The sequence below is a fragment of the Leucobacter sp. G161 genome, from assembly GCF_001482305.1.
Taxonomy (GTDB): domain Bacteria; phylum Actinomycetota; class Actinomycetes; order Actinomycetales; family Microbacteriaceae; genus Leucobacter.
On the sequence record NZ_LOHP01000082.1, the window covers coordinates 1 to 19,620 of the forward strand.

Sequence of the window (19,620 nt, forward strand, 5' to 3'; positions counted from 1 at the left end):
CGCTGCGGCCGATCCTGCGAGAAGACCGGCTTGACGATCTCGGCGACCTCGCCGACGAGGTCAACGACCACGGGCGACTCCGCGGTCACGGTCTGCGGGGTGACCTTGCTCCCGGCTTTGCGTAGCAGCACGGCGGTGTCCTTGCGCTGCGTCGGCAGCATGACCGTGACGACCTCGCCCTCCTTGCCGGCGCGGGCGGTGCGGCCCGAGCGGTGCAGGTATGCCTTGTGCTCGGCCGGCGGATCGACGTGAATGACGAGCTCGATGTCGTCGACGTGCACGCCGCGCGCCGCGACGTCGGTCGCGACGAGCACCTTCACGTCGCCAGCTGCGAACGAGGCGAGGTTGCGGTCGCGGATGCCCTGCGAGAGGTTGCCGTGCAGGTCGACGGCGGGGATGCCGCCCTCGGTGAGCTCACGCGCGAGCTTCTTCGCGTGGTGCTTGGTGCGCATGAACAGCACGCGGCGGCCGGTGCCCGAGGCGAGCTTGCGCACGAGGGCGCGCTTGCCGGCGGGGCTGTCGACCTCAAAGACGTGGTGTGTCATGGCCGCGACGGGGCTGTTCGCCTCGTCGACCGAGTGTGAGACCTCGTTGTGGAGGTAGCGGCGCACGAGCTTGTCGACGCCGTTATCGAGCGTCGCGCTGAACAGCAGGCGCTGGCCCGACTGTGGTGTCTTGTCCATGATGCGGGTGACGACGGGCAGGAAGCCGAGGTCGGCCATGTGGTCGGCCTCGTCCAGCACGGTGATCTCGACGGCGTCGAGGTTCACGTGTCCCTGCTTCATGAGGTCTTCGAGCCGGCCGGGGCAGGCGACGACGATGTCGACGCCGTCCTTGAGCGCGTTCACCTGGCGGGTCTGGTTGACGCCGCCGAAGATGGTCGTGGTCTTCAGGTCGTAGCTCTTGGCGAGCGGCGTGATGACGGCGCTGATCTGCGTGGCGAGCTCGCGTGTGGGGGCGAGCACGAGCGCGAGCGGTCGTCCGGCGCGGCGCCTGCCGCCGGCGAGTGCGCCACCGAGGCGGGCGACCATCGGGATCGAGAACGCGAGCGTCTTGCCCGAGCCGGTCTTCCCGCGGCCGAGCACGTCGCGGCCCGCAAGCGTGTCGGGGAGCGTGTCGATCTGGATCGGGAACGCCTCAGTCTTGCCCTCCGCCGCGAGGGTCGCGACGAGGGGAGCGGGTACGCCGAGCGCGCTGAAAGTGGTGTTGGTCATGTGGGTGTCAATGCCTTTCGGGCACAATCCACGGCCTGGCTCTGCGCCTCCGCGCTCACGTGAGCAAACGAAAGCGGACATCGAGATCCGTGGTGCATGGCGAAGGTGGCGAGCGCCACTTCCGTTCGCCGGAGAAAGATCTCAATACTCGCTCTCTGGGGAGCGAGGCGAGGAGCCCGTGCGGATCGGATACCGACGCATTTCTGCGGGAGACCCGGACCTGAGCAAGCGTTCTACGACGCAGGGAAACCCTAAGGGTTTCACAAGTACCGCCAGTCTAGCAGCCGCTCGACTGAGCGACTGTGACTGGCGGTACTTGCGGGCCGCTGCGGCGAATGGTTACGCGGTGACCCGCACGAGCATCTTGCCCGTGTTTGCTCCCTGCATCATCGAGAGGAACGCGTCGATGGTGTTCTCTATGCCGTCGACAACGGTCTCGTCATAGGCGATCTTGCCCTCGCCGAACCAGCCGGTCATCTTCTCGGTGAACTCGGGCGACTTGTCCCAGTGTGAGCCAACCGTGAATCCCTGCATGGTGAGCGCTCGGGTAATCATGTTCGCGAGATTCGTCGGCCCCACCGGGCGTTCGGTCGCGTTGTACGCGGTGATTGCCCCGCAGAGGGCGAGCCTGCCACCGTCGTTCATCGCCGCGAGCGCCGCCTCAAGGTGGTCGCCGCCGACGTTGTCGAAGAACACGTCGACACCGTCGGGAGCGGCGGCGGCGAGCTGCTTGCGTACGGGCCCGTCCTTGTAGTTGAAGGCTGCGTCGTAGCCATACTTCTCAGTGAGCAGCGCCACCTTCTCGGGGGAACCAGCAGAACCGATCACGCGGCCCGCGCCAAGCTGCCGCGCGATCTGACCGGCCGCGGTACCGACGGCACCAGCAGCACCCGAGATAAAGACCGTGTCCCCCTCCCGCAGACCGGCAATCGTCGTGAGCCCGACGTAGGCGGTGAGCCCGGTCATGCCGAGCATGTGCAGGCGCAGCGAAAGGGGCATGCCGGGCACCTCGGGGACGGCACGGAACTTCGATGCGTCGGCCTGAATGACATCCGTCCAGCCGTGCTGGTGGAGCACCGCGGTGCCGACGGGCAACTCATCAGAGGCCGAAGCGATCACCCGGCCCACCGCACCGCCAGAGATGACCGCCCCGATCTTGTACGGCGGCACGTAGCTGCGGGTGTCGTTCATGCGCCCGCGCATGTACGGGTCGACCGAAACGAACTCGTTGAGCACCCTGACCTCGCCGGGCGCGGGGTCAGCGTACGTGACAGTCACCGTCTCGAAGTCGTCGTGCACGGGCCAGCCGCTCGGGCGGCGGGCAAGCCGAATCTGGGTGCTCGTGTCGTGGCTCATGGGGCTCCTTTGCTCGGTGGATCGGGCATCCCCGACCCCCTCGACCATAACGGCTCGCACTGAGTTTGTGTCCAGCCAGTGCGACACCCCGGCACTTGCCACAGCGGCACCGTTCATAGCTATGCTGAGGGTTCCAGTACACATCCGCTGGGGGGGCCCGAAGGGGCTGAGATCCACTACTTGTTGTGGACCACTCCAGGAACCTGATCTCGTTCACACGAGCGGAGGGAAGCGGTCACTATGTTGATCCATGTTCACGTATCACCCACACCGATGGGCGACGAAAACGGACGCTACAGCTGCGTCGAAGGCGCGATCCGCGTCATCGAGCAGAGCGGCCTCGAATACGAGGTCGGGGCGCTCGGCACCACCGTCCAAGGGCCAGCCGAACAGCTCTGGCCGCTCATGCGCGACCTCCACGACGCCACCCTCGCGGCCGGCGCCGATCGCGTCATGACGCACATCCGGATCCTCGAAGCCAAGGACGACGTCATCGAGGCATCGATGAGCGACCTGGCTGCGCGCATCACACACTAACTCCGGGCCGCCGTGAGACTCCTCACACGGCAGATGCTCCCAGTGCTCCTCGCCGTCACCGGCGCGGTGCTGCTGTGGGCTCTGCTCGTGCGTGTCACCGACGTCCCCGCCTACCTCCTCCCATCGCCCGCAAGCGTGTGGGAGGCAGCGTGGGGCGACCGGGCGCTGCTCGGGATGCACCTGCTGGCGACCCTCCGGATCGCGGTCGCTGGCTTCGCCGCTGGCACCCTGCTCGGTGTCGCCGTCGCGATCGTGCTCGGTCTCTCAGGGGCGCTGCGACGCGCCGTCGAACCGCTGCTCATCGCGAGCCAGGCGATCCCGCCGGTGATCTTCGCTCCGATCCTCATCGCCGCCCTCGGGTTTGGCGCGCTGCCGAAGATCCTCGTCGTCACCCTCGGTGCGTTCTTCCCCGTCGCGATCAGCGCGAGCGCCGCCATGCGCGACGCCGACCGCTACCTCGTCGACCTCATGGTCTCGATGGGAGCCTCCCGGCTCACGGTACTCAGACGCGTCAGGCTCCCCGGCAGCGTCCCAGCGATCGTCGCCGGGACCAAGGTCGCCGCGAGCTACGTCGTGTTCAGCGCCATCATCGCCGAGTGGATGGGATCCTCCATCGGGCTCGGCGTCTACCTGCAACGCTCGCAAGCGAGCTACCAGATGGATCAGCTCTTCGCCGCAGTCGGCGTGATCGCCGTGCTCGGCGTGCTGCTCTTCTGGCTCTCCACACTCATCGGGGAACTCGCGCTCGCGCGGCCCCGATCCACCCACATCAGAAAGACACCGCACCAATGACGCTTCGCACCTCACCCACCCGGCTCGCCGGCCCAGCCACCGCGCTCGCCGCAGCCCTCCTCCTCACGGGCTGCGCGGCAGCCGACACCGACACGGATCTGCAGCCCGCAACGCTCATGCTCAACTGGACGCCGAACGCACACCACGCCGGCATCTACTACGCGCAAGAACACGGGCTGTACGAGGCCGCCGGAATCGACCTGCAGATCATCGAGCCCGGTGACGGGATTGGTGCCGAGGCTGCAGTCGCAGAAGGCCAGGTCGAGTTCGGCATCTCGCAGGCGGAATCAGTGCTGCCCGCCCGCGCCGCAGGCATGGACGTCGCGGCGATCGCGACGCTGCTGCCCGTGAACGACTCGGTGCTCATGGGGCTCCAGGGCTCGGGCCTCACCTTTGACGCAGGCTCGCTCGCCGGCCTCACCTACGGTGGCTACGGCGGCGCCCTCGAAACCGAGATCATGTCTGAACTCACGAGCTGCGGCGGCGGCAACCCCGACGACGTCGAGTTCATTGAGATCGGCAACGTCGACTACCTTGCCGGCCTCGAACAGGACCGCTTCGACGTGACCTGGGTCTTCGGCGGCTGGGACGCACTGCGAGCGCAGACCGAACGCGACGACGTCGTCATCCTGTCGATGGCCGAGTACGAGAGCTGTATCCCGAACTGGTACACCCCGATCATCGTCGGCAGCCCGAAGCTGATGGACCAGGATCCCGAACTCGCGGAAGCCTTCCTCGCGGCGACAAGCAGCGGCTACGACGCGGTCGTGGCGGATCCTGCTGCGGGTGCCGCAGCGCTCCTCGCCGGAGCGCCGGAGCTCGAACAGGGCCTCGTGGAGAGCGCCGTCGCCTACTACGCTCCGCGCTTCACCGAGCAGGGCAAATTTGGCGAGATGGAAGAGCAGGTGTGGCAGCGCTTCACCGACTTCCTCGTGCAGGCCGAGATGCTCGACGACGCGAAGGCGCTCGACGGCGCCTGGACGAATGACTACCTCCCCGCAGAGTAACGCGCACGCCGCGGCTGGCGGTCACGCGGGACTCTCCGTGACCGCCATCTCGCACGCCTTTCGGGCACCGGGCAGCGGACGGTTCAGTCGCCGTGGAGAGCTGCGACCGGTGCTCGCGGACGTCTCATTCGATGTTGAGCCTGGCACGCTCACCGCACTCGTCGGCCCGAGCGGGTGCGGGAAATCGACGCTGCTGCGCATCCTCGCCGGCCTCGCCGCGCCTGCGGAGGGGAGCGCAACAATCGGAACGGTCGAGCTCGTCGGCACCCCAGGTGGGATTGCCTACCACCCGCAGCGTGACGCCCTGCTGCCGTGGTTGCGCTCACTCGACAACGCGACGCTCGGAGCCGAAACCTGCGGGCGAGACCGTGCTGAGGCGCGCAGCGAGGCGTTGGCGCTCCTCGACCGGTTCGGGCTCGCGGGCCAGCAGGATGCGTGGCCCGACGAGCTCTCAGGCGGAATGCGTCAACGGGTTGCGCTCATGCGGACGTTCCTCATGCCGCAGCAGGTGCTCGCGCTCGACGAACCGCTCGGTGCGCTCGACGCACTCACGCGCAGACGACTGCAACGTTGGCTGCTCGAGATCGTCGCGGAGGATCGCCGGCCGACTCTCCTCGTCACCCACGACATCGACGAGGCGCTGCTGCTGGCCGACCAGATCCTCGTCTTCAGCGACCGGCCTGGCCGGATCGTGCACGTCGAGAACCGACCAGCCCCCGCCGCCCGTCTCGAGGAACACGAGACGGGTGAGGATCGGGAGGCAGCCCGCCGCCTGCTCGACGTGCTCGGGGGATAGCCTCGGGCCGCCGCCGCGACTACCGCACCGACCGGATGCGCCAGACGCTCAGCCCGCCGAGCAACACGAGCGCGATCGCCCAGGGGAAGAGCGCGACGTACCCGCCGAGCCACAGCACGATGAGTCCGGCGGCAGCAGGTGCGATGGTCTGCGGGAGCGTTGCCGCGATGTTGATGACGCCGAGATCCTTCCCGTAGTCGTCCTTGTCGGGGAGCACCTCGGTGATGAGCGCCGTGTCGACGGACTGGAAGACTCCGAACCCGAGACCCCCGATGAATGCATAGCCCAGGATCCCCGGCACGGAGGGCGCCACGAGCGGGATGAGGAGCGCGACGGTGAGGATCGCGCTGCTCGCAAACACGAACACCCGTCTGCGTCCGAGACGATCTGAGAGCGGGCCCGAGGTGAGCGCGGTGATGAGCATGCCGACGAGGCCAGCGCCGCTGACGACGGGCAGCAGCGTGAGCGACTCCTGGGTGCTGAGGCCGATGTAGTCCTGCAGGATGAAGAGGCTGTACGTCGAAATGAGGGTGTAGCCAGTGTTGATGAGGAGCCGGCCTGCAAACGCCCAGAAAAAGTCCGGGTGTGCGATCGGGTTGACCCAGAAGGTCTGCAGGAAGCGCCTCGCGTCGAACGGCGGCCGCGGCTCGCCGGTGTTCGGCGGTGCCGGGTTGAGGAGGACGAAGGCGACGATCGCGAGGATGACGAAGCCCCCGAACAGGAGGTAGGCGAGCATGTAGCGGGGGACGAGCAGCGCTCCGAGAATCTGCCCGCCGAGCATGCCCGCCAGCAATCCGAAGCCCATCATCGAGGAGAACAGCCCCCGGCGCCCTGCGGGCACCCGATCGGGGAGGACTGCCGACAGCGGCCCCTGCGTGAAGTTCAACGACACCTGCACCGCGCACCACGACAGGAAGACCTGCAGGATCGTGTGGGCGGAGCCAATTCCGATGAGCGCAAGGGAGCCGACGACGGCTCCTCCGACAAGCCATGGTGCCCGCTTCCCGAATCTGCTGCGCGTGCGGTCGGAGACCACGCCGGCGATGGGCTGCGCGATGAGCGCGAGCAGTGCGCCGACGCCCGCGATGAGCGCGTAGTTGCTCTCCTTGTTCGCCGGATCGATGTCCTGCACCTGGGCTTGGAGTAGCACGCCGGTCGTCGCCCCCCAGATGAGAAAGATGGAGAGGTTTGCGGGGAGCAGGCTCACGAGCAGACGCCTGAGTCGCGGTGTGAGGGGTGGCAGCGGAGCCTGATCGTCGGTCCCTGACATGTGGGCCTCACCCTCTCGGTTCGCCTGCAAGCGCTCTAAGTAACATACGTTGGATAGTTTTCCTGACGCAAGCGGTGATTCGGAGGTCCGCGGGTCAATAGGCTTAGTGCATGACTGCAACTCTCGTCGCCCAGGGCGTCGCGGGCGGGTACGCACACCGCACGCTCTTCGAAGACCTCGATCTCACCGTCGCACCCGGCGATGTGATTGGCGTTGTTGGCGTGAACGGGGCGGGGAAGTCAACGCTGCTGCGGATTCTCGCGGGCGAACTGATGCCGCAGCAAGGCGCCATCCAGCTCGCCCCGCGCGACGCGTTCGTGGGCTGGTTGCCGCAGGAGCACGAGCGGATCGAGGGCGAGACCGTTGTTGAGTATGTCGCTAGGCGCACCGGCTGCGCGCAGGCGACGGCCGAAATGGATGCCGCTGCTGCTGCGCTCGGCCAGCCAGCGGCGTCTACCCCGGGCGCCCCTGATCCCGCCGACGTGTACTCTGCCGCGCTTGAGCGGTGGCTCGCGAGCGGCGCAGCCGACCTTGAGGATCGACTTCCCGCGGTGCTCGCGGAGCTGGGGCTCGACTCGAGCATTCAGGTGAGCGAGGGGTCGCTGATGACGTCTCTGTCTGGCGGACAGGCTGCCAGGGTCGGCCTTGCGGCGCTGCTGCTGTCGCGCTTCGATATCGTGCTGCTTGACGAGCCGACCAACGATCTTGATCTCGACGGTCTTGAACGGCTCGAACGCTTCGTGCAGGGCCTGCGCGGCGGCGTCGTGCTCGTGAGTCACGACCGCGAGTTCCTCGCGCGGTGTGTGACGCGCGTGCTCGAGCTCGATCTCGCTCAGAACAGCAACCGCGTCTTCGGTGGCGGCTATGACGCGTACCTCGAAGAACGCGCCATCGTGCGGCAGCACAAGCGAGATGACTACGAGGAATTCGCTTCGAAGAAGGCCGACCTCGTCGCCCGTGCCCGCACGCAGCGTGAGTGGTCGAGCCAGGGCGTGCGCAACGCGATGAAGAAGAACCCGGACAACGACAAGATCCGTCGGGCCGCATCGACCGAATCGAGCGAGAAGCAGGCCCAGAAGGTGCGGCAGATGGAGAGCCGTATTAAGCGCCTGGACGAGGTCGAGGAGCCGCGGAAGGAGTGGCAGCTGGAGTTCACGATCGGCGCTGCGCCCCGCTCGAGCGCCGTGGTTGCGACGCTGAACGCAGCGGTCGTGCGGCAGGGTGATTTCACGCTCGGTCCGGTGTCGCTGCAGCTGAACGCGGGGGAGCGTGTCGGCATTACCGGGCCGAACGGTGCCGGCAAGTCGACGCTGTTGCGGTTGCTGTTCGGTCGACAGGAGCCCGATGCCGGCAGCGCGGCCCTCGGCTCTTCCGTCGCGATCGGGGAGATCGATCAGGCGCGATCCCTGTTCGCCGGAGTGGAACCGCTCGCCGACGCCTTCGAAACCCTCGTCCCCGAGATGACCGCCGCCGAGGTGCGCACGCTGCTCGCCAAGTTCGGCCTCAAAGCCGACCACGTCATGCGCCCCTGCGGCGAACTCTCACCCGGTGAGCGCACGCGCGCCGGGCTCGCCCTGTTGCAGGCGCGTGGTGTGAACGTGCTGGTGCTCGACGAGCCGACGAACCACCTCGATCTCCCCGCGATCGAACAGCTTGAGCAGGCGCTTGAGAGCTACGAGGGTGCGCTCCTGCTCGTCACCCACGACCGCCGCATGCTCGGCACCGTGCGTCTCGACCGGCGCTGGCATGTGGAAGCCGGAGTTGTGACGGAGCTGTAGAGCGCAGCACGAAGCGGGCTCGCTACACGCACATCGGCGGTCCGAGGTCGACCTCTTCGCCGTCGACCGTCATCGTTGCGATGCCGCAGACACGCGCATCAACGTCGGGCTCGATGAGGAGCGTCGTGTACAAGGAATTCACGTCGTCAGAGGTGCGCTCCTGGCTGCGGCTACTCTCGGGATCATTCGCAGGGTAGATGCGCATGGAGAGTGTGTTTCCGTCAGCCGCCCCATCGACGCGGGTGACTCTACCCCAAACCCCCATGCAGGAGTTTGAATAGAGCATTTCAACCTGTGCGGCTCCGTCGGCTCGCTGCTGAATGTCGGCGACCACCCGATCGTGGCGACACTCAGTCTTCATCGGGTCGACTCCATCGGCTGCCTCGAGGTACTGGTTACCTGTGAGGGCTGGGCGCTGGGTGGCCCACATACTCTCGCGAGTTTGGAGGATGCTCCACCAGACCGCGCTGGTGGCGACGATCGAGATTATTGCGGTTGCTGCGATGGTCGCATAGAGGCGACCCCGCGGTCGTGGTGGCGCGAGCTCCACTGTGTCGCCGCTGACAGGGGCCTCGGTTGCCTGGTTGCCCGGGAGCAGCGCCTGTCGGCGTGCCAACCAGGCACCGGAGTCTGCTCCGAGCTCGGATGTGAGAACGCGAACGGTCTTCTCGGTGGGGAGGCGCTTTCCCGAGAATGCCTCAGAGAGCACACTCTTTGAAATCCCGGTTCGTGACTCGAGCGCCAGCAGCGTCGGGTCGCCAGCCCCGAGCTTGAGGGCGCGGAGGTCTGCCGCGAAGCCCTCGCGTGAATCCTGAAGATCCGTACCCATTGGAGGACGTTCGGAAACGCCTTCGGAATCCGCCACATTGATTGACATACTCCTTATATACCGGGGATCCGCGCGACTTACGAGTCCTGAGTGAACGAATCGCCAAAGCGGTCGTTCGAACATTCCGTTCGGGAGGCGGAAACGGTGACTCCAGGCCGAACATGTGCTGCAATCTGCGGCGTCGGGCATCCGGTGCACATCTGACGTACAGAGGAAAGGCTGTTAGGATTTCGCAGATAAGGCCGAACGTATCCGCTGCAGCAGTACGACCAGGAGAGTCAATGGCTATCGCGAACACCGTAACCGAGACCGCACCCGCCGCGCAGGCTGCGGCGGAAGCGACCCCGGAGATTCAGCGATCCGCCGCTGACCGCTTCATGCGAAGTCTCCTCCGGGTTGAGGGGGCGAAAAAGACGCCGTTCATCAACCGCGATGCGCACCGCAACTTCCGCGTCGCGATCGTGATTTCTGGTGTGCGGTGCCTCATCACCTATCTGCTCATTCCGATCCTCGTCCCCATCCTGGGCATGGCTGGCGTGCTGGCCGCGCCCATTGGGATCGCGCTCTGCCTGGTCGCCGTGGTGAACGGCGTCGTGAGCGTCCGTCGGTTCTGGATCAGTGATCACCGCGGCAAGTGGATGTACACCTGGTTCATCGTGTTCGTCTTCGCGATCCTTGCGGTCGCCATGTACTCCGATATCGCTAGCATTGTGAGGCTCGTATGACCCCCACCCATGACAGCCACGACGCGGTCGACGTTGCGAGCAGCGCGCCTGCGGTTGAGGCCGACGCGATTGACGACGACGGCCCCGAGAACGTCCCGGCGAACGCCTGGGTCACGATGGGGATCTTCGCGGTCTTCGTCATCGCGTTCGGTACCTGCGCGTCAACCTTCATGTTCAACTAGGGCAGTGCTGCGCCATCCTGGTCGTGGCTGCTGCCTATGCGGGCGACCAGGTGATGAAATAGGGGAATGACGTATTCAGCTCCCCGCATGAACCCGCAGGAGTCACGGGCTTGGCTCGGCCTCGTGTCGGTGTCACAGCTGTTGCCACACGCGCTCGATTCGCAGCTGCTGCGTGACTCCGAGCTCACCCACTTTGAGTTCACGGTCTTGTCGGCCCTGTATGTTGCTCCCGACTCCACGCTGCGCATGTCGAAGCTTGCGGAGGAGACCGCCGCCACGCTCCCGCGGCTCTCGCACGTGTGTACGCGCATGGGGAAGCGGAATCTGCTTGAGCGGGTCCCGTCAGCCGAAGACAAGCGGGCCACCGACGTGGTGCTGACCTCGGCGGGGAGGCGCCTGTTTATTCGGTCGATCCCGAAACACATCGAACTCGTCCGTAAGCTCGTGATCGATGCACTCACCCCGGCGCAGCTCGATGCGCTCGCGGAGATATCTGAGGTGATCGGTGCTCGACTTGAGGGGTACGAGCCGGCATAGGGAGGGTTTTCCCAGCCGCATCCGAAATGATTGTTGCGACAACTACTTGAGGGTCTTGCGGGAGTGCTGCGGTTCGAACCGCGCGTCGACCGGGGACCAATCGGGGCTGCAGCCGAGCGGCCCGACAGAAAGCAGACATGAGCAGCAATTCAGCCAAGCAGCAACCACCCGCGGAGCGACGCACCTCGCGGCTCCTGCTCGCCGTCATTGGAAGCGTGCTGCTCGTCGCGCTCATCGCAGGCGCAGTCTGGTGGTTCACGAGCCGCGCTGACGCTGCCGGTTCCTCAGGGCAGTTCGATGCAAACGGGGTTCCGGTCGAGCGTGTGGACGGGCTCCCAGCTGAGACCTCCCTCGGAGTGAACGAGCTGCGCGTGCGGGCCTTTGACGAGGTCGCGGCCTTCTACCAGGATGCAGTTGGCCTGACAGTACTTGATGAGGCCGAGGGTGACATGCTCCTCGGCCTCGACACCGAGCCAATCATCCGGCTCGTGCAATCCGACGAGCCGCTGCCGCAGCCCACCGACGCTGGGCTGTTCCACACCGCCATTCTCTTCCCCGACGAGGCTGCGCTCGCAGCGACCCTGGTACTCGCGGCGGAGCACGCCCCCGAGCTGTACCAGGGGTCCGCGGATCACCTGGTCAGCGAAGCGTTCTACTTTGGGGATCCTGAGGGCAACGGTGTCGAGCTCTACGTTGATCGCCCACGCGCCGAGTGGCAGTGGAAAGACGGCAAGGTCGAGATGGATAGTTTGCCCCTCGACCCGACGACATTCATCAACGAGCACCTGCCCGCAGAGGGAGCGGACGCCGCAGAGCGCGCCGCGACCGTGGGGCACGTGCACCTGAAGGTCGGTGATCTCGATCGGGCGCGCGCCTTCTACGCCGATGCGCTCGGCTTCGACGTGGTGTCGGAGGACGAGGGGGCGCTGTTCTACTCGGCCGGTGGCTACCATCACCACCTCGCGACGAACACCTGGCAGAGTGCGGGGGCCGGCCCGCGCACGACCGAGGTTGGGCTGGGCGCGGTTACCGTTGCCCTGCCAGACGCGGCCGCGGTCGACGCAGTTGCTGAGCGACTCGACGGCGCAGGCGTGAGCTACGCGCGCGTGGAGCGTGGCATTGTTGCGGCTGATCCCTGGGGGAACACACTGCGACTCGTCGACGCCGTCTCGCGCTAGGCGCGGTCAGGCGATCGCGCCGGGTCGTGCCACGCCGGCACGTGCCGCATCTTCTGCTGCGTCGGCGCCCCGGTATGCCGCGCGGAGCCCGAAGCCGAAGGCCAGCGCGACGAAGAACATGAGCACGCCGTACACGGCTGCCGGGAGCGAAAGCTCCATGCTGCCGAGCACGGTCTGCGCGATGACGATCGCGAGGGTGGCGTTGTGGACGCCGATCTCGAAGGAGCTCGCGATCGCCTGACGGCGTTCCACGCGAAACAGTCGTGGCACGAAGAACCCGACCGCGAGGCTGATGAGGCAGAACAGCACCGTGATGATGGCGAGCTGCCCGAGGTTCGCGAGGAGCATCTCGAGGTTCGAGACGATGGCGCCCGCGATGACGATGATGAGAATCACGGTTGACGCGATCCGCACCGGCTTATCCATGCGGTCGGCAAACGTCGGCTTCCACCTGCGGATGAGCATGCCGAGGGCGACCGGGGCGAGCACGATGTTGAACACCTCGATGGTCTTGCCGAGCTGCAGCCCCAGGGTCGTGTCTCCCGGCATGAAGAACGCGATGGCGAGGTTCGTGATGAGCGGCAGCGTGAACACGGCGATGACCGAGTTGATGGCGGTGAGCGAGATGTTCAGGGCGACGTCGCCGCGGAACAGGTGGCTGTAGAGGTTGGCTGTTGGGCCGCCAGGGGAAGCGGAGAGCAGCATCATGCCGACCGCGAGCACGGGCGGGAGCTTGAACGCGAGCACGAGCCCGAAGCAGATGGCTGGCAGCAGCAACAGTTGGCAAGCCAGCGCGATGAACACCGCCCTCGGGTGCTTTGCGACGCGCGTGAAATCGCCGACGGTGAGGCTCAGGCCGAGGCCGAGCATAATAATCCCGAGTGCCACAGGCAAACCAATGGTGGTCAACGTTGATCCCATAGCCACAGTATGGCTGATGCGGGCGGCAAAGTCTCGCGTGCGGCGGAAGGCGCGGAGCAGAGCGCAGAGCGGGACGCGCTGGACCGTGCGGCGTTCGCGGCTGCTGCCGAAACGCCGCACGCAGCGTCACTCCGCCGAGACGGCGCCCAATTCGAGCCTCGGCCATGCGGCAACGTCCCGCAGTAGTTGTCGATCGTGCGACGAGACGATGACGGCCGCCTGCGTCGCCCCAAGCCCCTCGGTGAGCTCATCGACAAGCGCAATGGAGAGATGATTCGTTGGCTCGTCGAACAGCAACAGGTGCGGCCGGGCAGCGAGCACCAACGCGAGTTCGAGTCGCCGCTGTTGCCCCATCGAGAGCTCACCGACGCGCTTGCCAGCTTCGCGAGCGCGCAGCAGTCCCAGCTGCGACAGCCCGACGGCGTCCCCTGCCGCGAGCGCGCCGCTCGCGACGAGCCCGTCGAGGTGCGCGGCGTACACGTCCGCGGCCCGATCCGCCGCGGGGAGGCGCGACTCCTGCCTGAGGTAGCCGACGCGCACGCCGCGAGGCACACGGACCGCGCCGGAATCGGGGGAGAGCTCGCCGGCCACGACCGCGAGCAGCGTCGACTTCCCCGAACCGTTCGGCCCGGTGACCAGCAGTCTGCCGCGGTGCCCGAGCGTGAACGACACCGGGGTGCCGAGCCTGCCGGCCACTGCTACCTCGCTGACGGTCACGAGATCCGCCCCGGCCCTCGTTGGCAGCTCGGGGAACCGGAACTCCTGCGGCGGTGGCGGCACGGTGACCGCGTGGGCCGCGAGCGCTTCCTGCCGCCGGTGCACGCTCTGCACTAGCCCGCCTGCCCGAGTGGCCCGGCCGTGCTTGTTCGTGCCCTTCTCCGGCCGCCAGCCCGAGACGAGCCGATTTTGGGCGCTGCTCAGGCTGTCCTGCAAGCGCGCGTGTTCCGTCTGCTGCCGCTCGTACTCCTGCTCCCAGCGCTCCCGCTCGGCCGCGCGGCCGGCACGATACCCCGCGTATCCGCTGCCGTACACGCGCGGCCGATCATCGGGAGTCGGGTCAAGGTCGATGATCGTCTCCGCCACGTCGGCGAGCAGCGCCCGATCATGACTGACAAGCACGACACCGCCCCGCCTGCTGCGCAGCTGCGCCGTGAGAAAATCGAGGCCGCTCCGATCGAGGTGGTTGGTGGGCTCGTCGAGCAGCAGAAAGTCATCGTCGGCGCCGAGGAGGCACGCCAAGCGCACCCGGTAGCGCTGCCCAACGGACAGTGCGGCGAGCGGCACGAGCATGTCCGTTTCGGCATCGAGCGCCTCGAGCGCGACGGTGACCCGCCGCTCGGCGTCCCACGCGTCAAGCGCCTCGGCATCGGCGAGCGTCCGGGCGTATGCGGCGTCGGCCCCGGCGTCACCCGCGGCAAGGGCGCTCGCCGCAGCGTCGAGCGCCCGCAGCGCGGCGAGCGCGGCAGCGATTGCCTCGGCCACCGCGGCTCCGACGGTTCTTCCGTCGGCTGCCGTCATCTCCTGCTCGGCAAGCCCGAGCGTGCCGATGCGGTGGACCTCTCCGGAGTCGGGCGCGAGCCGCCCGGCGAGCGCGTGCAGCAGCGTCGTTTTTCCGCGTCCGTTCTCCCCGACGATCGCGACGCGCGATGTCGGGGTGACCGCAAGGTTGACGTGGGTGAGCACCGGAGTCGCGCCGCGCGAGACGGAGAGATCGGTAGCGGTGAGTTGGGCGCGTGCGCGCGCGGGTAACGCAATGGTTGGGGTGTGCATGGGGGTCCTTCAACGTGGCGCACCTGAGCCAGTTGGTGTCAGGGTGCGCAAATAACGGCGACCGCAGGGGTCAGAGATGAATTGAGATGCTGCGCGCCCGGAGAAACTCGACGAGCGCAGCGGCCCATTCAGCCGTTACGTGAAGTACAAATGCATGCCCCTACTGTAGCGCGTCCACCACCGCTGCGCGACGCTGCGATACGGTCGCCGACGGATCCGCCAGCACGCGGGTCGCGCGCCCCTGCGCGAAGGCCGGCCACCCGGGGTCGCCGCTGCGAATGAACGACACCCAGGCCGCGTGCATCTCGCGGCCAAGTGCCGCCGGGGCACCAGGGCCATTCAAGCGCAGCGCATCGTCGTCCTCGAGGAGATCGAACGCGAAGGCGATATCGAGCGCGTGCGCCGCACGCAGGTCGCGCACCGGGCTCTCCCACGCGAACTCGTACACGAACGTCGGGGCGGTGCGAGCGCGGGCCAGTCGGGTCGCCGGTCCCCTGAGCAGCCGGTCGGTGACGAGCTGGCCGAGCCGTTCGCCGGGAGACGCGTCCGGGTAGGCCTCGCGCACGGCACGGGCCGCAGCGCGCGGGATCCGCATCGCGAGCCGCGCGAGCCACGCCTTCGCTCGCCCGATTCCGGCGACCGCGTCGGGAGTGAGCCACAGCCGGTACTCATCGGTGTTCGTGCCGATCAGGATCGGCACATCGACGTCGATGAGCGCCTCAGCGGGGGATGCCGGGAGCGATTCCGGATCCACGGCGAGCGTGTACCCCGGGGTGCCGCCGAGCGGGGATGCGCCGGCCGCGATCTCGGATCGCGCGGCGAGGAGTTCTCCGGGCGCGGCGGCCGAGAAACCGTCACGGGTGGCGTGGATCTTCAGCTTCTTCGCGAGCGCGTCTGAGGCGCGGCGGGCCTTGCCGGGCTCGACGGCGTCGAGCGGGCCAGACTGAATGATGGCCCCAGCAACGCGAGCGCGCGCCGCCGGCTGCGCGAGCAGCGCGGCAACGAGCGCGCCGCCAGCGGACTCGCCCATGATCGTGATCCGGGCGGGATCGCCGCCGAACGCGGCAACCTCGCGGTGCACCCACTCGAGCGCGAGCTGCGCGTCGCGCAACCCCAGGTTGAGCGGTGCGCCGTCGAGCACGCTGAACCCCTCGGCGCCGAGCCGGTAGTTCGCAGACACGAAGACGATTCCGTCGCGTGCGAACGTGCTGCCGTCGTAACCGCTCTGCGTGGCCGCGCCCCGCTCGAGGCCGCCGCCGTGGAGCCAGAGTACGACCGGCAGATCCGTCGCATCCGCCGGCGCCCACACATTCACAGTGAGGATGTCGGTGCCCTCGATCGTAGGAACCTTGATGAGCTCACCGAGATCGCCGCGGTACGGGGACTGAGGCGCGGTCGGGCCGAAGCCGGTAGCCGCGCGGTCACCCTGCCAGGGGAGCGCGGGTTCGGGAGCGGCAAACCGCAGCACGCCAAACGGGGCCCTGCCGTAGGGAATGCCCAGGTAGCGGTGGATCCCGGCATACGCGGTGCCGACCACCGCGCCGCAGGTGGTCGTGGCTCGCGGGACGTTGCGGCTGTGGTCTTCGATAGCGTGCTCCGACGCGTGGGCATCTTCCATGAAGCCTCCTTGATCCGTTTAAGAGTATTCCCTGTCAGGTCGCGCGCCTAGCGGATTCCGACTGCATGTCGCGCCCGAATCTGCAGAGAACCCACCACTCGGCGTTCTCGGAGCCACGTGGGAGAGAGTGCAGTGAGCACCCGACGCAGCTGGCACGATGGTGGCAGACGGCACACGATGGAAAAGAGGACGCAATGGAGCGCATCAGCGACGAGGCTCGAATCGCCGAACTACTCGAACCGTACACGGGCAGCACCGCCGAGATCTCGGCTGGCACGGTCAACTACTCGCTGCTCGGCGAACCCCGACTCGGCACGGTGCTGCTGATCTCTGGCCTCTCGATGCACCGCACCGACTGGTCACCCGAGCTCATCGCGGGTCTACACGACGCAGGCTACGCGACGCTCGCAGCCGACAACCGTGACGCGGGCGCCTCAACGCTTCTGAACGAAAACGTCGAGGCGTACGGCCTCGTCGACATGGCGGCCGATCTGCGTGAGCTCATCGAACTCCTCGGCGTGGGGCCCGTGCACGCCGTTGGGATTTCGATGGGCGGCATGATCGCCCAGCACCTCGCGTTGCTCGCTCCGGCACAGCTGCGCTCGCTCACCTCGGTGATGTCCACGACCGGCGCCAGGGGCGTCGGGCGCCCACACGAGGACAGCAAATGGGTGTTCCTCACGCCGGCTCCGACGGACAGTCGTGAAGCCTACGTCGCCTACGCCCTGCGCTACCACGAGGCGCTCACCGGCGGGCACTTCTCAGACCCGGAGCGGGCGAGACAGACCGCCGAAATCGCGTGGACGCGGGGGATCAACCCCGAGGGCACGGTGCGTCAGCTCGGGGCGATCCAGGCGGATGGCGACCGAACCGAGCGGCTCGCGGCCATCACTGTGCCGACGCTCGTGGTGCACGGGGATGCTGACCCGCTCATCGGTGTTTCTGGCGGTGTCGCGACCGCGGCGGCGATACCCGGGGCGACAATGTTCACCGTGCCGGGGATGGGCCACGCGATCCCGTGGCAGCGAGCCGGGGCGTTGACGGATCGGCTCGTCGCCCACTTCACGGCCGCCTGACCGTCGCGCTCAACACGTTGGGGGTCGTCGGCGCGATGACGCCGGCGACCCCCACCCTTGGACAGGTCACGAACTAGTTGCTTCGCGACCCTCGAACTCGGCTTGCGACCAGCGCTGCCCCGCCCGCTGCGATCACTCCCGCGGCGAGCAAACCGAGGAGGACCGGGGATGCGCCGCCGGACTCGCTCAGCTTGCCGCCGCCCGTGCCGTCGTCCGGGAGTCCGGGGCCTGCGGGGTCAGCCGGATCTGCCGGGTCTTCTGGGTCAGCCGGGTCTGCGGGATCTGCCGGGTCCTCTGGGTCAGCCGGGTCCTCTGGGTCTTCTGGGTCAGCCGGGTCCTCTGGGTCTGTCGGACCGCCGGCCTCGAGCACAGTGAGCTCGTATGTTCGGGAATCTTCGCCGAAGACATCGGTGACCTTGACCGTGAACGTGTAGTCGCCCGCTTCGGTGGGCGTTCCGGTCACCGTTCCCGTCGCCGCGTCGAGCGTGAGGCCCGCGGGGAGACCGGTGGTCTCATCACTGTCGACGAGGGCCCACGCGAGGTCGTCCTGGCCGGTGGCAGTGATGACGGTCTCCGGGTATTCGGCGTCGACGGTGCCTTCCGCGAGCGGCCCCTCGAAGGTGATCATCGGAGCCGGGGCGACAATCCGGGCGGCCGCGCTCTCTCCGTGCTGGCCCCAGAAGTCGTCGAACCACCGGACTCGATACTGCTGCCGCACTGTCTCTGCGGTCACCTCGACGTCGAACTGCTCGTCGTACTCATCGTCAATGTCGGTCCACTCTTCGCCGTCGACTGACGACTGCCAGACGATGCCGCCGCCGTAGCCGCGCTTGATGCCGACGGCGTTGGTCTCGAATCGCACGGTTCCGCCGGGCTTCGTGACGGCGACGTCCGCGGGATCGGTGACGCTGGGGGTGTTCACGATCGTGACGGTGCTGCCCTTTGAACCCAGCCGTGAGCCCCCGTTTGCCGTGAGGAGCTCTCCGGTGGCCGGGTTCTTGCTGATGGAGTAGGGCTGGTTCGGCGTATCGCGCAGGCTCTCGGCGCGCTTGCCCGTGTCAAAGTCTGCGGCCATGATGGCGTCCCAGCCGGGAACGTTGCCAAATGCGCGGTTGAGGTCGTCGTATCCCTCCACCTGGTGCATGAGGCCACCGACCGAGACGAGGTCAGTGATCTCGTCCGTCGCGGGATTAAAGACACCGAGGGTGGTGCTTGAGGCATCCGAGAAGTAGACCCGTTCTTCAGAGGTGTCGATCCTGAGCGATGACGTGGATTTCACGCCCGGCATGTGCGTCGACTTGGTCTCTTCGAGCGTCACGGCGTCAAACGTCGAGATGGTCTGTTCCCTGCTCACGAGCACCTGCGTGTCGTCGTTGATGAGTACCATGCCGTACATGTTCTTACCGGAGACTCGGATCTTCGCGAGCTGCTCGCCGGTGTGTGCGTCGAGACGCACGAGGTCGCCGCGCAGATCCACCGCGTAGAGCGACATCCCGTCACGCGAGATCGCGATCTCCTGAATGTCGTTGGGTACGGTGGTGAACACATCGATCAGGGTGCGGGTTGTGAGGTCCACAACGCCGATACCCGTGGTGAGATCGTTCGTGCTGATGGCAAAGTACGCGAGGCTACCATCGGGGCTGAGTCGCACATATTCGGCGCCCTCACCGGGAAACGGGATGCGATCCGCAACGGCGCGAGCTGCCATATCGATGATCACGAGCTCACTGAGTTCGTCCCCGGCCGCGAACCCCCAGGCCCCGTCCGCGGAGGCAATGAAGTCGCTCGGGCGGGACTCGTCACCGATCTCGATTGCAGTCTGCAGATCCGGGGTAAATGTGGTCTGAGCTGCGCGTTCCGAGGCCTCGATGGCGGCGGGCTCACGCGGCGTCTCGAGCGCGAGCGCTGGCGAGGCGAGGCTGAGGGCTAGCGCGCTGCCGAGTATGAGTCCGGGGACAGCCAGGCGACCCCGGCTGTGTCGTACGGTGGTGCTTTTCATGGTTCCTTTGCTTCCTGCTGTGCTGGGTTGGGAAG

General features: G+C 67.1%; 18 protein-coding genes and 1 riboswitch. Of the genes, 10 read left to right on the forward strand and 8 right to left on the reverse strand.

Features of this window, described 5'->3' with window-relative positions; translation table 11 throughout:
• Together AUL38_RS14210 and AUL38_RS14215 are read right to left on the reverse strand one after the other, a co-directional pair.
• Positions 1-1,214, reverse strand: a 1,214-nt coding sequence (locus AUL38_RS14210; protein WP_059063040.1) for a DEAD/DEAH box helicase, incomplete at its 3' end; no start/stop codon positions are given.
• A 339-nt stretch (positions 1,215-1,553) separates the two neighbouring features.
• A complete protein-coding gene (locus AUL38_RS14215; protein WP_059063042.1) occupies positions 1,554-2,570 on the reverse strand; it encodes an NADP-dependent oxidoreductase in 1,017 nt (338 codons plus the stop codon).
• Positions 2,571-2,709: 139 nt separating this feature from the next.
• A riboswitch (TPP riboswitch) is annotated at positions 2,710-2,817 on the forward strand.
• Here AUL38_RS14215 and AUL38_RS14220 point away from each other — a divergent pair.
• The 4 genes from AUL38_RS14220 to AUL38_RS14235 all read left to right on the forward strand — a co-directional run bounded on the left by AUL38_RS14220 (position 2,811) and on the right by AUL38_RS14235 (position 5,702).
• A complete protein-coding gene (locus tag AUL38_RS14220) occupies positions 2,811-3,107 on the forward strand; it encodes a thiamine-binding protein (RefSeq protein ID WP_059063044.1) in 297 nt (98 codons plus the stop codon). Its footprint overlaps the riboswitch before it by 7 nt.
• 33 nt (positions 3,108-3,140) lie before the next feature.
• Positions 3,141-3,899, forward strand: a complete 759-nt coding sequence (locus AUL38_RS14225; RefSeq protein WP_161937447.1) for an ABC transporter permease — start codon at positions 3,141-3,143, stop codon at positions 3,897-3,899.
• Positions 3,896-4,906 carry an ABC transporter substrate-binding protein gene (locus AUL38_RS14230; RefSeq protein WP_059063048.1) on the forward strand — a complete coding sequence of 337 codons (1,011 nt, stop codon included), beginning with the start codon at positions 3,896-3,898 and terminating at the stop codon, positions 4,904-4,906. The genes AUL38_RS14225 and AUL38_RS14230 overlap by 4 nt, the downstream gene beginning before the upstream one ends.
• Positions 4,884-5,702: an ABC transporter ATP-binding protein gene (locus tag AUL38_RS14235; RefSeq protein WP_083506913.1), complete on the forward strand. Its 819-nt coding sequence runs from the start codon at positions 4,884-4,886 to the stop codon at positions 5,700-5,702. Before AUL38_RS14230 ends, AUL38_RS14235 begins: the two co-directional genes overlap by 23 nt.
• Before the next feature lie 19 nt (positions 5,703-5,721).
• Here the strand turns inward: AUL38_RS14235 and AUL38_RS14240 are convergent, their stop codons facing one another.
• Positions 5,722-6,972, reverse strand: a complete 1,251-nt coding sequence (locus AUL38_RS14240; RefSeq protein ID WP_059063050.1) for an MFS transporter — start codon at positions 6,970-6,972, stop codon at positions 5,722-5,724.
• Between the two features lie 110 nt (positions 6,973-7,082).
• Here AUL38_RS14240 and AUL38_RS14245 point away from each other — a divergent pair, with 110 nt between their 5' ends.
• Positions 7,083-8,750, forward strand: coding sequence for an ABC-F family ATP-binding cassette domain-containing protein (locus AUL38_RS14245; protein WP_059063052.1), 1,668 nt, complete (start codon positions 7,083-7,085; stop codon positions 8,748-8,750).
• 22 nt (positions 8,751-8,772) lie between these two features.
• On the opposite strand, the gene AUL38_RS14250 is transcribed toward AUL38_RS14245, so the two are convergent.
• Positions 8,773-9,579, reverse strand: a complete 807-nt coding sequence (locus AUL38_RS14250; protein WP_059063053.1) for a DUF2690 domain-containing protein — start codon at positions 9,577-9,579, stop codon at positions 8,773-8,775.
• Between the two features lie 281 nt (positions 9,580-9,860).
• Here AUL38_RS14250 and AUL38_RS14255 point away from each other — a divergent pair, with 281 nt between their 5' ends.
• The 4 genes from AUL38_RS14255 (at position 9,861) to AUL38_RS14270 (ending at position 12,201) form a co-directional block, all read left to right on the forward strand.
• Complete coding sequence (locus AUL38_RS14255) at positions 9,861-10,304, forward strand: hypothetical protein (RefSeq protein ID WP_235590742.1); 444 nt, start codon at positions 9,861-9,863, stop codon at positions 10,302-10,304.
• The gene (locus tag AUL38_RS14260) at positions 10,301-10,486 is read left to right on the forward strand and encodes a hypothetical protein (RefSeq protein WP_059063055.1); all 186 of its coding nucleotides are present in this window, start codon (positions 10,301-10,303) and stop codon (positions 10,484-10,486) included. Before AUL38_RS14255 ends, AUL38_RS14260 begins: the two co-directional genes overlap by 4 nt.
• 66 nt (positions 10,487-10,552) lie before the next feature.
• Positions 10,553-11,023 (forward strand): MarR family winged helix-turn-helix transcriptional regulator, encoded by a 471-nt coding sequence (locus AUL38_RS14265; protein WP_235590743.1) that lies wholly within the window; start codon positions 10,553-10,555, stop codon positions 11,021-11,023.
• 137 nt (positions 11,024-11,160) lie between these two features.
• Positions 11,161-12,201: a VOC family protein gene (locus AUL38_RS14270; protein ID WP_083506916.1), complete on the forward strand. Its 1,041-nt coding sequence runs from the start codon at positions 11,161-11,163 to the stop codon at positions 12,199-12,201.
• Positions 12,202-12,207: 6 nt separating this feature from the next.
• Here the strand turns inward: AUL38_RS14270 and AUL38_RS14275 are convergent, their stop codons facing one another.
• The 3 genes from AUL38_RS14275 to AUL38_RS14285 all read right to left on the reverse strand — a co-directional run bounded on the left by AUL38_RS14275 (position 12,208) and on the right by AUL38_RS14285 (position 16,510).
• Positions 12,208-13,122 (reverse strand): bile acid:sodium symporter family protein, encoded by a 915-nt coding sequence (locus AUL38_RS14275; protein ID WP_059063058.1) that lies wholly within the window; start codon positions 13,120-13,122, stop codon positions 12,208-12,210.
• Between the two features lie 126 nt (positions 13,123-13,248).
• Positions 13,249-14,892 (reverse strand): ABC-F family ATP-binding cassette domain-containing protein, encoded by a 1,644-nt coding sequence (locus AUL38_RS14280; protein ID WP_059063060.1) that lies wholly within the window; start codon positions 14,890-14,892, stop codon positions 13,249-13,251.
• Between the two features lie 160 nt (positions 14,893-15,052).
• Positions 15,053-16,510, reverse strand: a complete 1,458-nt coding sequence (locus AUL38_RS14285) for a carboxylesterase/lipase family protein (protein WP_059063062.1) — start codon at positions 16,508-16,510, stop codon at positions 15,053-15,055.
• Positions 16,511-16,704: 194 nt separating this feature from the next.
• Here AUL38_RS14285 and AUL38_RS14290 point away from each other — a divergent pair, with 194 nt between their 5' ends.
• Positions 16,705-17,586, forward strand: coding sequence for an alpha/beta fold hydrolase (locus AUL38_RS14290; protein WP_161937448.1), 882 nt, complete (start codon positions 16,705-16,707; stop codon positions 17,584-17,586).
• 73 nt (positions 17,587-17,659) lie between these two features.
• On the opposite strand, the gene AUL38_RS17600 is transcribed toward AUL38_RS14290, so the two are convergent.
• A complete protein-coding gene (locus AUL38_RS17600) occupies positions 17,660-19,585 on the reverse strand; it encodes a putative Ig domain-containing protein (RefSeq protein ID WP_059063063.1) in 1,926 nt (641 codons plus the stop codon).
• Positions 19,586-19,620: the final 35 nt, after the last annotated feature.